This window comes from Kribbella sp. NPDC050820 (assembly GCF_040653975.1).
Taxonomy (GTDB): domain Bacteria; phylum Actinomycetota; class Actinomycetes; order Propionibacteriales; family Kribbellaceae; genus Kribbella.
In genome coordinates, this window is the sequence record NZ_JBFAHB010000004.1 from 165,806 (window position 1) to 177,810 (window position 12,005).

Sequence of the window (12,005 nt, forward strand, 5' to 3'; positions counted from 1 at the left end):
ACGGATCCCAGAACCCACGGATCCGGAGGACCGGTTGCTCGCGCAGCCTCCTGCGCATGACGTCGGTGGTCACGGTCGTCGGCGCCCCAGACATCCGTCAAAGCTGTCAGGCCGGCTGCGCGTAGGTCAAGTGCTCTTGATCCGGTAAAGGGTTCCAGAGGCTGTGTAGGTGACTTCGTAGCGCAAGGGGTGGCTCCCGTTGGTTGGTGCTGGCGGTGGGGCGACCGGCTCAGGTCAGGTCGTGGGGTGTGTCGGCCTCGGCGTTGATTCCGTGTTCGCGGGCGAGGTGGAGGAGGCTGTCGAGCTCGCCGGCGTAGACGCGTTCGGCGTCGAGATCGCCGGCTTCCTGGGCTGCGCGGACGGCCTCGCGGGCGTCGGTGATCCTGCGGTGGAGCTCGTCGGCGAACGCGTTCATGGTCTCCCGTCCCGGGGTGCCGGCAGTGGGCTGTCGCGTCAATCTACACATCAGTTGCAGAATTCTTCAATTCATGATCGCATGGATTGAGGATGGCGTGAAGTGATGGGAAGGCGTGCGCGATGACGACACCGCTGCACCAGCTGAAGGCGGAGTTCTTCAAGACGCTGGGGCATCCGGCCCGGATCCGGGTGCTGGAGTTGTTGAGCCAGCGTGAGATGGCGGTGAGTGAGTTGCTGCCGGAGTTGGGTCTGGAGGCGTCGAATCTGTCGCAGCAGCTCGCCGTACTCCGTCGGGCCGGTCTGGTCACGACGCGCAAGGAGGGCTCGCAGGTCTACTACTCGTTGACGAGTCCGCATGTGGCTGAGTTGCTGGCCGTGGCACGGACCATCCTCACCTCGGTGCTGACCGAGCAGGCCGAGTTGCTGGACGGGTTGAAGGCAGACGCGCAAGCGTCGGGCCGGGCGCGGGCGCGGGTGCGGCGGGCGGTGCGGTGAGGGCGCTGCTGCGGAAGATTCGGTCGACGGGCAGGGTGGCCGAGCCGGCCCCGGAGCGGTCGGGCGGCCGTGACGAGGCGTTCGCCGGCTCCGTTCAGGTGCGGCACGTCGATGCGGGGTCGTGCAACGGGTGCGAGGTGGAGATCGGTTCGGCGTTCGGGCCCGTGTACGACGGTGAGCGGTACGGCGCCCGCCTGGTCGCATCCCCGCGGCACGCCGACGTGCTGCTCGTGACGGGCCCGGTGACCCGGAACATGGCCGAACCGCTGCGCAAGGCGTACGACGCCACCCCGGCGCCGAAGCGTGTGGTCGCGGTGGGGGACTGCGCACACGACTGTGGCGTGTTCGCCGGCGGATACGGGGTCGAGGGTGCGGTCGCTGATGTGATCCCGGTCGACGTCGTCGTACGGGGATGCCCGCCGGAGCCGCCGCAGATCATCGGGGCGTTGCGAGATCTGACCGGGCGATGACGATCGGTTGGGCGCTGCTCGGCGTACTGCTGGGCGCTGGACTCGGTGCGCTGGGCGCTGTCGCCGCAACTCCGCGACCACGTGCACTCGTCGCGGGCCTTGCCACGTGCGCTGTCGGAGCTTTCGGCGCACTGGCCGGTGTGCTGGCGCTGAGCGGCGAGACGTTCGCTGCGGCCATTCCGCAACTGCTGCCGTTGAGCGAGGCTACGATCGCAGTCGATGCGCTGTCCGGTGTGTTCTGTGTACTGATCGGTGGTGTGGCCGTCATCGCCGGGTTGTACAGCATCGGCTACTCCGGTGGGGATCACGCGGATGGCGTCGGTGCCGGCTCGCGGACGGCGCAGGGGCTGCTGCCGGTGTTCGTGGCGACGATGATCCTGGTCCCGGTCGCGGCGAACGTGACGACCTTCCTGATCCTGTGGGAGCTGATGGCGCTGGCGTCCCTGGCATTGGTCTTCGCCGAGCACAGGGTGCGCCCGGCGGTCCGCGAGGCCGGCGTCTGGTACGGCGCGATGACGCACGCCGGCCTGGTGGCGATCCTGCTCGGTCTCGTGTTGTTCGCGTCGAACGCCGGTGGCGAGTCGTTCGAGGCACTGCGTTCCGCCGATGTCTCGGCGTCGACCCGCTCTGTCGTCTTTGTGCTTGTCTTCGTGGGGTTCGGTTCCAAGGCGGGCCTGGTTCCGCTGCACGTGTGGCTGCCGCGCGCGCATCCGGAGGCGCCGAGCCCGGTGTCGGCGTTGATGTCGGCGGCGATGGTGACACTCGGCCTGTACGGCGTCCTGCGTGTGGGCTTCGACCTTCTCGGTGGTGGCCCGCGCTGGTGGTGGCTGCTGGTGCTGATCGTCGGCGGGGTCTCTGCGCTGTACGGCGTACTGCAGGCCAGCGTCGCGGTGGATCTGAAGCGCCTGCTGGGCTACTCGACAACCGAGAACATGGGCCTGATCATGCTCGGGGTCGGCGCGGGTGGAATGTTCGCTGCCGACGGCAACCGGACGCTGGCGAGCCTGCTGGTCGGCGCCGCGCTGCTGCACGCGCTCAACCACGCCGGGTTCAAGACCGTGTTGTTCCTCGGTGCGGGATCGGCGCTGCGATCGACGGGCACGCGCCATCTCGACAGCCTGGGCGGCCTGGTGTCGCGGATGCCGGTGACGACGGCGCTGTTCGGCGTCGGTGCACTCGCTGCCGCCGCGCTGCCTCCGGGGAACGGGTTCGTCTCGGAGTGGCTGTTGCTGCAGGGCCTGATCCACGGTCTGCCCGGTGCGGACGCGGTCATCGCGGTGGCGATGCCGCTCGCCGTCGGTGTGGTGGCGTTGACCGCGGGCCTGGGGGTGGCGACTTTCGTCAAGGCGTTCGGGGTGGGATTCCTGGCGCGGCCGAGATCCGCGGCAGCGGCAGCGGCGAAGGAATCGCCGCGGACGATGCTGGTCGCGATGCTGCTGGGGGCGGTCGCCTGCGCTGTGCTCGCGATCGTGCCGGCTGCGGTCGGTCCTGCATTGACGAAGGCCTTGGCCGTGCTGCCGACGGTCGAGGACGGTGCGCCGTTGAGCGGTGTGGTGACGTTGCGGCTGACAGGGATCGAGGGGTCGATGTCGCCGCTGCTGATCCTGGTTGGTTTGCTCCTTGCAGCGTTGCTGGTGGTGGCGCTGGTTCGCCGCGGGTTGCCGCGTCGCGAGTCGCTGGTGTGGGGGTGCGGCGGAACCAGGCTGGATCCGCGGATGGAGTACACGGCGACGTCGTTCGCGGAGCCGCTGACTCGGGTGTTCGACGACGTACTGCGCCCGGAGTACGACGTCGACGTCACGCATCATGTGGAGTCGCAGTACCTGATCGAGAGCGTCCGCTACCGGCAACGTGTCGACGATCGGCTGGAGGCGGTGCTGTATCCGCCTGTCCTTGCCGGCAGCACCCGGATCGGCGCGACCCTGAGCCGGCTGCAGAACGGAAGCGTGCACAGGTATCTCGCGCTCGGGCTGCTCGGTCTTGTCGCCGTCCTGGTCGTCGTGGGGCTGACCACATGAGCGTCGTCGGAGTCGTCGTTCAGCTCGTTGTGCTGATCGTGCTGGCTCCTTACCTGATCGGCTTGATGAGGCAGGTCAGAGCAGTCCTCGAAGGCCGGGCGGGCGCCGGCATCGGGCAGCCGTGGCGGGACCTGCGCAAACAGTTCCGCAAGGAGCCGATCACCCCTGAGGGGTCGAGTTGGGTGTTCGCCGCGGCTCCTGTCGTCCTTGTCGCGTCGACGCTGGTGATCGCGGCGGTGGCGCCGTTCATCGCGACGATGTCACCGTTGGACGGGGTCGCGGACCTGTTCGCGGTCGTCGCGCTGCTGCTGGTCGGCACCGTCGCCCTGGCCCTGGCAGGTCTGGACACCGGTACGGCGTTCGGCGGAATGGGCGCGAGCCGGGAGATGACGGTGGCGGCCCTGGCCGAGCCGACGATCCTGCTGGCCGGGTTCGCCTTGTCCGCGCGGGTCGGATCGACGAACCTGTCGGCCATCGCGGAGCGCGGCCAGCAGGTGCCTGGCGACGTGTTGTCGCCGGCCACGTTGCTGGCCGCGGTTGCGCTCGCAGTGGTCGTCATCGCGGAGGCCGGCCGGCTGCCGGTCGACAACCCGTCGACGCATCTGGAGCTGACCATGATCCACGAGGCGATGGTGCTCGAGTACGCCGGTCGCGACCTCGCGCTGGTCGAGTTCGCGTCGGCGCTGCGGTTGACGGTGCTGCTGGGGTTGTGGGCGAACCTGTTCCTGCCGTGGGGAGTCGCCACCGAGGCGTCGGTGGGGGCGTTGCTGATCGGTGTCGTGGCGTTCGTCGCGAAGGTCGCCGTACTGGGCGCTGTGCTGGCCGCTGGTGAGGTGTTCATGGCGAAGCTGCGGTTGTTCCGGGTGCCGGAGCTGCTCGCGGGGTCGTTCCTGTTCGGTGTCCTTGCTGTCTCGTCGTCCTTCTTCCTGGCGTGACTGTAATGACCCAGTTGCTCTATCTGATCTGCGGCGGCCTGCTGTTGTCGTCGGTGCTCGTGTTGTGGCGGCGTGAGCTGTCGGCGATCGTGCGGTTGCTGGTGGTTCAGGGGCTCCTGCTGGGCGCGCTGGCCGCGGTGCTGGCGGTGCGACTGGACAGTGTCGAGTTGGTGCTGGTCGCGATCGGCGTACTGGCACTGAAGGCGGTCGTCGTACCGGGCATCCTGCGCAAGGTGCTGCGGGACAGCAGCGAGGCGCGGGAGACCGAGCCGCTCATCAACGTGACCGCGTCGATCGTCGCCGCTGCGTTGCTGACGTTGCTCGCGTACGCCGTCGCCCGGCCGCTCGTGCGGCTGGCGCCGTCGGCCGAGACCGAGGCAGTTCCGGTCGGCCTCGCGATGGTCCTGCTCGGCTTCTTCGTGCTGGTCACGCGGCGGCGGGCGCTGTCGCAGATCGTCGGATTCCTGCTGCTGGACAACGGCATCGCGACGACGGCGTTCCTGATCACCGGGGGAGTGCCGGGGATCGTCGAGCTGGCCGTCTCGCTCGACGTGTTGCTGGTCGCCCTGGTGTTGCAGGTTCTGACCGCGCGACTGCGTGCGACGTTCGGAGGTACGGACATCGACGAGCTACGGGAGCTGCACGACTGATGAGTCTCACCGGTGTCCCGGCGGTGCTGCTCCTCGTCGCCCCGATGATTGCCCTGGTCCTCGCTTCCGCCGCAGCGCTGCTGCTGGGCTGGCGGCGATCGGTGGCTGTCGCGACCGTCGCGGCAGCTGCGGTCGTCCTGGTTGTCGGTGTGCTGGCAGCGGCCTGGACCGCCGGCGGCGGCGTGGTTGCTGCCGGCACCTTGTTGCGCATCGATGCGTTGTCGGGCGTGATGCTGATCGCCATCGGCGCGGTCGGTGTGGTGGCGACCTGGGCAGGTATCGGCTATCTGGACGGCGAGCTCGCGTCGGGTCGCACGGATGCGGCGGGTGCTCGGCGGTACGGCGTACTCGTGCCGCTGTTCCTGGCGTCGATGGTGTTCGCGGTGTCGGCGAACAACCTGGGGCTGCTGTGGGCCGCGGTCGAGGCGACGACGATCGTCACCGCGTTCCTGGTCGGGCACCGTCGGACCAGGAAGTCTCTGGAGGCGACCTGGAAGTACGTGATCATCTGCTCGGTCGGCATCGCGCTGGCGTATCTCGGGACGGTGCTGGTCAACTACGCCGCCAAGCAGGCGGGCATCACCGAGCACGGGACCCTTGACTGGACCGAGCTCGTCGCGCACGGCGGCGAGCTCGACCCGGGCGTGATGAGGCTCGCGTTCGCGTTGCTGGTGCTCGGATTCGGCACCAAGGCCGGGTTGTTCCCGATGCACAGTTGGCTGCCCGACGCGCACAGTCAAGCGCCTGCGCCGGTCTCCGCGCTGATGTCCGGCGTACTGCTGCCCGTGGCGGTCTACGCGCTGGCCCGCTATCGCGTGATCGCGGTCGCCAGCGTCGATCCGCGGTTCGTCCGGGGGCTGCTGCTGGCCGTGGCGCTGGCATCTCTGCTGCTCGCCGCCGGGTTGCTGCTGGCACAGCGTGATTACAAGCGGCTGCTGGCCTACTCGAGTATCGAGCACATGGCGCTTGCTGTCGTCGGTGTCGCGATCGGCACGCCGTTGGCGATCGCTGCGACGCTGCTGCACATCGTCGGCCACGGACTGGGGAAGGCGGTGCTGTTCTGCGGAGCAGGGGAGATCCTCGCCCGTGAGGGCAGTACGCGGATCGACTCAGTCCGGGGGTTGTTCCTGCGCGCGCCGATGCTCGCCGGGCTCTTCGCGGCTGGGCTGGCGGCGCTGCTCGGGTTGCCGCCGTTCAGCCTGTTCGTCAGCGAGATCGGGCTGATTCGCGCGATGATCAACGAGGACGCCGGCTGGGCGGCCGCCGTCGTCCTGGTGTTGCTGCTCGTGGTCTTCGTCGCGGTCGTCGCGAAGGCCGCCGGTTTGCTGCTGGGGCCTGGCCAGCCACGCGAGGTGGCTGGCGGAGCGAACGTGACTGCGCTGCCTGTGATGACGGTCGTTCCGTTGACGGCCGGGCTTGTGGCCCTCGCCGTACTGGGGATTGCGGACTGGCCGCTCGGCCAGCTGCTGCAGACTGCCGGCCTGATCGTGGGGAACCGATGAGCTCAGATCCCAGGACCTACCCCAACCGCCGTCAGGTCACAGTCGCCGCATCCACGGTGGCAGACCGCGCGTCGGCGCTGCTGCTCGACGGCTACCGCCTCGCACTGGTCGCCGCACACGACGACGCCGAGGAGTTCCGTGTCGTCTACCTCTTTGTTGCCGCGAATCCCGACCGGCGAGTGGAACTTGTCCTGCCCACCGACCGCATCACACCCATGATCCCCAGCCTCGCCGCCCTGTCCTTCCCGGCGACCCGCTTCGAACGCGAACTGCGCGACCTGTTCGGCATCGAGGTCGCGAGCCACCCGCTTCCACGCCGCCTGGTGCTGCACCAGCACTGGCCGGACGACTGGTTCCCGATGCGTCACGACGCGGGACCACCACCCGCCTTCGGCGACATCGACGAGCCGTACCCGTTCCTCACCGTCGCCGGGACCGGCGTCTACGAGATCCCGGTCGGGCCGATCCACGCCGGCCTGATCGAACCCGGTCACTTCCGATTCTCCGTGGTCGGCGAGACGATCCTGAAGCTGAAGGCCCGGTTGTGGTTCGTCCACAAGGGCATCGAAAAACTTGCCGAAGGCAAACTGCTGGCCGACGTGCTGCCGCTGGCCGAACGGGTCTCCGGCGACACGACCGTGGGTCACACACTGGCGTTCTGCCTCGCGGTCGAGGAAGCCCGAGACTGGCCGGTGCCGCCGCAGGCACAGACACTGCGGGCGATCCTCCTCGAGCTCGAGCGGCTCTACAACCACGTCACGGACATCGGTGCCCTGTGCAACGACGTCGGCTACGGCATCGCGAACGCGCACGCTCAGCGCATCCGCGAGCAACTCCTCCGCCTCAACAAGCAGGTCACCGGACACCGCCTGCTGCGTGGCGCGATCACCCCGAGCGGGACGCACGTCCGCGCTCTCCCCGAACCCGGTCAGCTCGCCGCGATCGCCGCCGACATCCAGCAGGTCGTCGACATCGCCCTCGGCCACAGCGTCGTACTGGACCGCATGACCGGTACAGCGATCCTGTCGCGCGAACAGGCCCAAGACATCGGCACCCTCGGGTACGTCGCCCGCGCCAGCGGCATCGATCACGACGCTCGCCGCGACCACCCCTTCGCGCCGGAGACAACCGCAGTTGTCGCGCCCACGCACACCGCTGGAGACGTTCTGGCCCGCCTCCTCACCAGAGCAGAGGAGATCCAGAACTCCGTCGCCTTGATCGCCGGGCTCGTCGCCGGCCGGCCGCCGCAGGGTGCGGAAGCGCCGAAACCGACGTGGCTGGCCGCCGGCCGCACCTCCGGCATCGGGCTGGTCGAAGGCTGGCGCGGCACGATCGCCCACCGGATCGAATTCGCACCCGACGGCACCGTGACCCGCCTGAAGATCGTCGACCCGTCGTTCTTCAACTGGCCGGCCCTCCCCGTCGCCCTGGCCGACACGATCGTCCCGGACTTCCCGCTGACCAACAAGAGCTTCAACCTGTCCTACGCCGGGAACGACCTGTGAGGCCCGCAGGAAGATCGAGACAGTCCAGCGCTGGGTGGCCTCGGTGATCCTCACCGGCTTCTACCTCTTCACGTGAGCGAGGCTGGACGCGGCGACACGTGGAGAGCACGCTGGGGGAGAGGCTGGAGAGACTGTTCGGCGGTGATGGTGATGACTCAGCAGTATGTTGCCGGTGAAATGTCGCTGCTGCTGGCGCACCTGCGATCGGTGGCCACGGACGAGGAGTCCGCGCGAGAAGTCGACAGCTTCCGTCGCGAGGCGGAGACCATGCCACTCGCGACACTGGCGTCCGTCGCCGAGCGCGCGATGGCGCTTGCCGACGCGATGTGCTGGGCCTCGATCGCCCGAGGAGACGCGACAGGCTTCAGCCGCCTGGCCGAGGTCTCGGCCCACCTGCACGAGTTCGGCACCTGCGCCGGCCTACTCTGCGATCAGATCCCCGACAGCCGATCGGTCACCTAGCCCAGCCGCCGCAGCCGTCCGTAGACCGCCCAGCGCGAGCGTGGCGAGTGAGCCTCCCATCGCGGGCGGCCGCCCTGCTGGGGGACAGGTGGAGGGTAAGCAGAGCGGCCGCGGTCTTTAGGGTGGCGGACCGCCGACGGCCTGGCCGACAGGTTCGCGCAGGTCGTCCAGGAGCTCTGCTTGGTCGGTCAGGACTCCGGTCAGGATGCGGCGGGCGACGCTCAGTAACTCCGCGACGTACGGGGAGGTCGGTGAATAGATCACCGTCGCCCCTTCCTTGCGTGAGGTGACCAGCCCGGAACGACGGAGTACGGCGAGGTGCTGGGACAGGTTCGCGGGCTCGATGCCGACCTCGCGCACCATCTCCGCAACCGAGTGATCCCGCTGGCTGAGCAGCTCCAGGACACGGATCCGGGCCGGGTGGGACAGGTTCTTGAAGAACTCCGCCTTCAGCTGGTACAGCGGCCTCGTCATCCGGCCCTCCTCCATGCTGTCGGCTTCCCGTCGCCCTTGCGGACTTGCTAATCTTAGCAAGTCCGCAAGCGAGGTGAGACCGATGCTCGAGCCTGTCGTCGCCACGTTCATGACTCGGTCGCCGGTGACGGTGACGGACGACACGCCGTTCAAACTGGTTGCCTGCGCCTTGCTCGCTTCCGATGCCCCGGCGGTTCCCGTCCTGAGCGGGAATCGCCGGCCCGTCGGGCTGATCACCGAGAGCGACCTCCTGGTGAACCTCGAGTACCACGGCGGCATCGATCCGCCGCCGTTGCTCGGCGGTGTCGCCGGCCGCAGACGACGCCGCAAGTCCACCGCTCTGACGGCGCGCGAGTTGATGAGCTCACCGGTCAGCACGATCGGCGCCGACGCACCGATCGGCGTTGCCGCGCGCAGCCTGACCAACCCCGGAGCTCCACCCCTGTGTGTCGTCGACGACAACCTGACACTTGTCGGCCTGCTCACCAGACGCGATCTGATCTGCGCCTATCGACGCCCGGACGTCGACATCGCTGCCGACATCGACCGCGCAATCAACAGCGACCGCCGGCGTCCGGCGCGCTCCCCGGCAGAACTCACGATCCAGGTCGACAACGGCGTGGTCACCCTGACCGGACAACTCGCCTACCGCAGCCAGGTAGAACACGCGATCGTGGCCGCCTCCAGGATCGCCGGCGTCGTCGCCGTACACAGCACCCTCGTCTACGACATCGACGACCTACTGGTCACCGGCTTCTGACGACAGGCGGCCCTGCTCTTGCGGTGGTCTGGTTGCTACGCAGACGAACTAGTGCCCGAATGGGTTGAGGTGCAGGGTGGGGCGGGCCAGTCGCAGGCCTGCAGAGCGCAGCGTCGCCGCGGCTCCCGCATACGGATGCCGACGACGCAGGCGCCTCGAGCGCCGCACCGTCGGGTGCAGGAGCAGATCGGCAAGGCATATGCGTCCGCCCGGGCTCGGCACGCGTGCCAGCTCACCGATCGCCGTATCCAGATCAACGAGGTGCCTGAGCGCGGCCGTGCAAGAACGACAGCTCAGCTCCGGGGCAGGAGGCGGTAGCGAACCGGTCGCCTCGACCGACTCAGTGGGTCAGATGCTCTCGACCTCGTTCGGTCGGCTGACGCACCATCGAGGTATGGCCCGGTATGACGTGACTGTGCGGATCAGGACCGGCTGGCCTCCGTCGGCGTCGGATCTGTTCGCGATGCGCAGCGCCGGCCGCCACATGCCTGGGCCGATGCGCCTCCGATCTGTCGTGTCCTGCCTGGACGGCGACAGCGAACTGGTACTGCGAACCCGCGGCCTGCCCGCCGGAATGGCGATCCAGCAGGCACGTATGGCGCTGCCGATCCTCGGACTACGCCGCGACGCAGTACGCCGGATCGACGTACGAAGCGTCCACCCGCTCGACTCCCGCCGCCAGCTGCTCGCCAGTTGGCAACCAACACCCACCGATCGCCAATCCCCGCCGCCCGCTGGACCGCCGCCCGCCCGCGTCACCGTGCTCGGCTCCCGCACACGCCGGTCATAGACCGCTGCCGGACCAGCCAGCGGTCGAACCAACGATTGGTGACGCTCTACGCCGGCGACCCGGGCATTACACCAGTGCCAAACGTTTTGGCGTCGGCTGCGGTGTTGACCGGGTAGGTGTCGCTCGGAACACTCTCTGCCAAGACGTTTTGCCAAAACGTTTAATCAGGCAGTCGGGGAGAATCGGAGTCGGAGTGATGAAGTTTCGCAGGGCGGGCGATCGTCAAAGCATCGGCGTATACCTCACGGCCGCTGTCACAGCTCTGGTGCTTGTCGCCGCCGGATGTGGTGCGGGCGGTGGCTCCGGGGCCGAGAGCAGCACATTGACCGTACTCGTGGAGGGTGGGGGCAAGGCCGAGCTGCAGCCGGTCGCCGACCTGTACAAGAAGGAGACAGGTACGACGGTCGAGTTGGTCGAGCTGCCGTACGACGGCCTGTACGACCGGGTCCAGACCGAGCTGGGATCGGGGAAGGCGTCGTTCGACGTGGCCGCGCTCGATGCGATCTGGTTGAGCGCGTTCTCCGCCGGCGTCTCGCCGTTGGACGACCTGTTCACCGAGGACGTGAAGCGAGACCTGTTCCCGGGCCTGGTGACCGAGGCTCAGGTCGGGGGTTCGTACGTCGGTATGCCGGTGTGGACGAACTCGGAGATCCTCTACTACCGCACCGATCTGTTCGGTGATCCGAAGGAGAAGGCGGCGTTCCAGGCGAAGTACGGCTATCCGCGCGTGCCGCCGACCACCTGGAAGCAGTACCGCGACGCGGCGGAGTTCTTCACCCGCGACGCCAACCGCGACGGGCAGACCGACCTGTACGGCACGGACGTCAAGGGCGCCGTCGAGACAGAGTGGCTGGCGACGGTTTCGCAGACCGGTGCGAAGACGATGGTGCTCGATCCGAGCAGCGGCCAGGTCACCATCGACGACGGCCGGCATCTCGAAGCGCTGAACTTCTACACGAGCCTGTTGCCGTATGCGCCGTCGGGTGCGGCGCAGCTCGATTGGGCCGGCGCGCAGAACCTGTTCTACCAGGGGAAGCTCGCGATGATGCGGTTCTGGGGACATGCGTACACGCAGACCCCGGCGGATGCCTCGGTCAAGGGGAAGATCGGTGTTGCTCCGATGATCGCCGGACCCGGCGGGATCGCGGGTGTTCCGGGTGCGTGGTACCTGTCGGTGCCGAAGGCAACCACCAAGCAGGATGAGGCGAAGAAGTTCGTCGCCTTCGCGTATGCCCACAACGACCTGTCGATCAAGACGTCCCTGGGCCTGGTCTCCCGGATCTCGGCGTTCGAGTCGCAGGCCGGCGTGGCCGGGCGTGAGAACTACCCGGCGATCCTCGCGACGCTGAAGTCGCCCGCGACGGTCGCACGACCGGCGACGCCGAAGTGGCAGGAAATCGTGAACACCGTGCTGACGCCGATGCTGCAGAAGGCAGTTGCCAAGGGCGCCGACAACGCCGCTTTGCTCAAACAGGCCAAGGCCCAGATCGACGCGATCGTCCAGTAGCCCGATCCCGCCGACTTCGA

Annotated in this window: 13 protein-coding genes; 11 read left to right on the forward strand and 2 right to left on the reverse strand. The window is 68.2% G+C overall.

Features of this window, described 5'->3' with window-relative positions; all coding sequences use genetic code 11:
* Positions 1 to 229 precede the first annotated feature (229 nt).
* Entirely contained in the window at positions 230 to 415 is a 186-nt protein-coding gene (locus AB0H36_RS06155) for a hypothetical protein (protein WP_360517342.1), read from the reverse strand.
* 122 nt (positions 416 to 537) lie between these two features.
* Between AB0H36_RS06155 and AB0H36_RS06160 the strand changes: the two genes are divergently transcribed.
* The 8 genes from AB0H36_RS06160 (at position 538) to AB0H36_RS06195 (ending at position 8,454) form a co-directional block, all read left to right on the forward strand.
* Positions 538 to 912 carry a metalloregulator ArsR/SmtB family transcription factor gene (locus AB0H36_RS06160; RefSeq protein ID WP_360517345.1) on the forward strand — a complete coding sequence of 125 codons (375 nt, stop codon included), beginning with the start codon at positions 538 to 540 and terminating at the stop codon, positions 910 to 912.
* Positions 913 to 947: 35 nt separating this feature from the next.
* Positions 948 to 1,382, forward strand: coding sequence for an oxidoreductase (locus AB0H36_RS06165; RefSeq protein WP_360517348.1), 435 nt, complete (start codon positions 948 to 950; stop codon positions 1,380 to 1,382).
* Positions 1,379 to 3,400, forward strand: coding sequence for a proton-conducting transporter membrane subunit (locus AB0H36_RS06170; RefSeq protein WP_360517351.1), 2,022 nt, complete (start codon positions 1,379 to 1,381; stop codon positions 3,398 to 3,400). The genes AB0H36_RS06165 and AB0H36_RS06170 overlap by 4 nt, the downstream gene beginning before the upstream one ends.
* Positions 3,397 to 4,335 (forward strand): NADH-quinone oxidoreductase subunit H, encoded by a 939-nt coding sequence (locus AB0H36_RS06175; RefSeq protein ID WP_360517354.1) that lies wholly within the window; start codon positions 3,397 to 3,399, stop codon positions 4,333 to 4,335. The genes AB0H36_RS06170 and AB0H36_RS06175 overlap by 4 nt, the downstream gene beginning before the upstream one ends.
* Before the next feature lie 5 nt (positions 4,336 to 4,340).
* Positions 4,341 to 4,985, forward strand: a complete 645-nt coding sequence (locus AB0H36_RS06180; RefSeq protein ID WP_360517579.1) for a hypothetical protein — start codon at positions 4,341 to 4,343, stop codon at positions 4,983 to 4,985.
* Positions 4,985 to 6,487 (forward strand): proton-conducting transporter membrane subunit, encoded by a 1,503-nt coding sequence (locus tag AB0H36_RS06185; RefSeq protein ID WP_360517357.1) that lies wholly within the window; start codon positions 4,985 to 4,987, stop codon positions 6,485 to 6,487. Before AB0H36_RS06180 ends, AB0H36_RS06185 begins: the two co-directional genes overlap by 1 nt.
* Positions 6,484 to 7,992 carry an NADH-quinone oxidoreductase subunit C gene (locus tag AB0H36_RS06190; protein ID WP_360517360.1) on the forward strand — a complete coding sequence of 503 codons (1,509 nt, stop codon included), beginning with the start codon at positions 6,484 to 6,486 and terminating at the stop codon, positions 7,990 to 7,992. The genes AB0H36_RS06185 and AB0H36_RS06190 overlap by 4 nt, the downstream gene beginning before the upstream one ends.
* A gap of 150 nt (positions 7,993 to 8,142) precedes the next feature.
* Positions 8,143 to 8,454 (forward strand): hypothetical protein, encoded by a 312-nt coding sequence (locus AB0H36_RS06195; RefSeq protein ID WP_360517363.1) that lies wholly within the window; start codon positions 8,143 to 8,145, stop codon positions 8,452 to 8,454.
* A gap of 117 nt (positions 8,455 to 8,571) precedes the next feature.
* Here AB0H36_RS06195 and AB0H36_RS06200 read toward each other — a convergent pair whose 3' ends face one another.
* The gene (locus AB0H36_RS06200) at positions 8,572 to 8,928 is read right to left on the reverse strand and encodes a metalloregulator ArsR/SmtB family transcription factor (RefSeq protein ID WP_360517366.1); all 357 of its coding nucleotides are present in this window, start codon (positions 8,926 to 8,928) and stop codon (positions 8,572 to 8,574) included.
* A gap of 82 nt (positions 8,929 to 9,010) precedes the next feature.
* Here AB0H36_RS06200 and AB0H36_RS06205 point away from each other — a divergent pair, with 82 nt between their 5' ends.
* The 3 genes from AB0H36_RS06205 to AB0H36_RS06215 all read left to right on the forward strand — a co-directional run bounded on the left by AB0H36_RS06205 (position 9,011) and on the right by AB0H36_RS06215 (position 11,985).
* Complete coding sequence (locus AB0H36_RS06205) at positions 9,011 to 9,688, forward strand: CBS domain-containing protein (protein ID WP_360517369.1); 678 nt, start codon at positions 9,011 to 9,013, stop codon at positions 9,686 to 9,688.
* A gap of 394 nt (positions 9,689 to 10,082) precedes the next feature.
* Complete coding sequence (locus AB0H36_RS06210; RefSeq protein ID WP_360517372.1) at positions 10,083 to 10,478, forward strand: hypothetical protein; 396 nt, start codon at positions 10,083 to 10,085, stop codon at positions 10,476 to 10,478.
* A gap of 322 nt (positions 10,479 to 10,800) precedes the next feature.
* Positions 10,801 to 11,985 (forward strand): extracellular solute-binding protein, encoded by a 1,185-nt coding sequence (locus AB0H36_RS06215; protein ID WP_360517375.1) that lies wholly within the window; start codon positions 10,801 to 10,803, stop codon positions 11,983 to 11,985.
* The last annotated feature ends 20 nt before the right edge of the window (positions 11,986 to 12,005 follow it).

Bases quoted from the DNA above. Each gene is read 5' to 3' on its own strand.
- AB0H36_RS06210 (WP_360517372.1), top strand. From the start codon at position 10,083: ATGGCCCGGTATGACGTGACTGTGCGGATCAGGACCGGCTGGCCTCCG.
- AB0H36_RS06190 (WP_360517360.1), top strand. From the start codon at position 6,484: ATGAGCTCAGATCCCAGGACCTACCCCAACCGCCGTCAGGTCACAGTC.
- AB0H36_RS06170 (WP_360517351.1), top strand. From the start codon at position 1,379: ATGACGATCGGTTGGGCGCTGCTCGGCGTACTGCTGGGCGCTGGACTC.
- AB0H36_RS06185 (WP_360517357.1), top strand. From the start codon at position 4,985: ATGAGTCTCACCGGTGTCCCGGCGGTGCTGCTCCTCGTCGCCCCGATG.
- AB0H36_RS06160 (WP_360517345.1), top strand. From the start codon at position 538: ATGACGACACCGCTGCACCAGCTGAAGGCGGAGTTCTTCAAGACGCTG.
- AB0H36_RS06205 (WP_360517369.1), top strand. From the start codon at position 9,011: ATGCTCGAGCCTGTCGTCGCCACGTTCATGACTCGGTCGCCGGTGACG.
- AB0H36_RS06200 (WP_360517366.1), bottom strand. From the start codon at position 8,928: ATGACGAGGCCGCTGTACCAGCTGAAGGCGGAGTTCTTCAAGAACCTG.
- AB0H36_RS06180 (WP_360517579.1), top strand. From the start codon at position 4,341: ATGACCCAGTTGCTCTATCTGATCTGCGGCGGCCTGCTGTTGTCGTCG.
- AB0H36_RS06175 (WP_360517354.1), top strand. From the start codon at position 3,397: ATGAGCGTCGTCGGAGTCGTCGTTCAGCTCGTTGTGCTGATCGTGCTG.
- AB0H36_RS06155 (WP_360517342.1), bottom strand. From the start codon at position 415: ATGAACGCGTTCGCCGACGAGCTCCACCGCAGGATCACCGACGCCCGC.
- AB0H36_RS06195 (WP_360517363.1), top strand. From the start codon at position 8,143: ATGACTCAGCAGTATGTTGCCGGTGAAATGTCGCTGCTGCTGGCGCAC.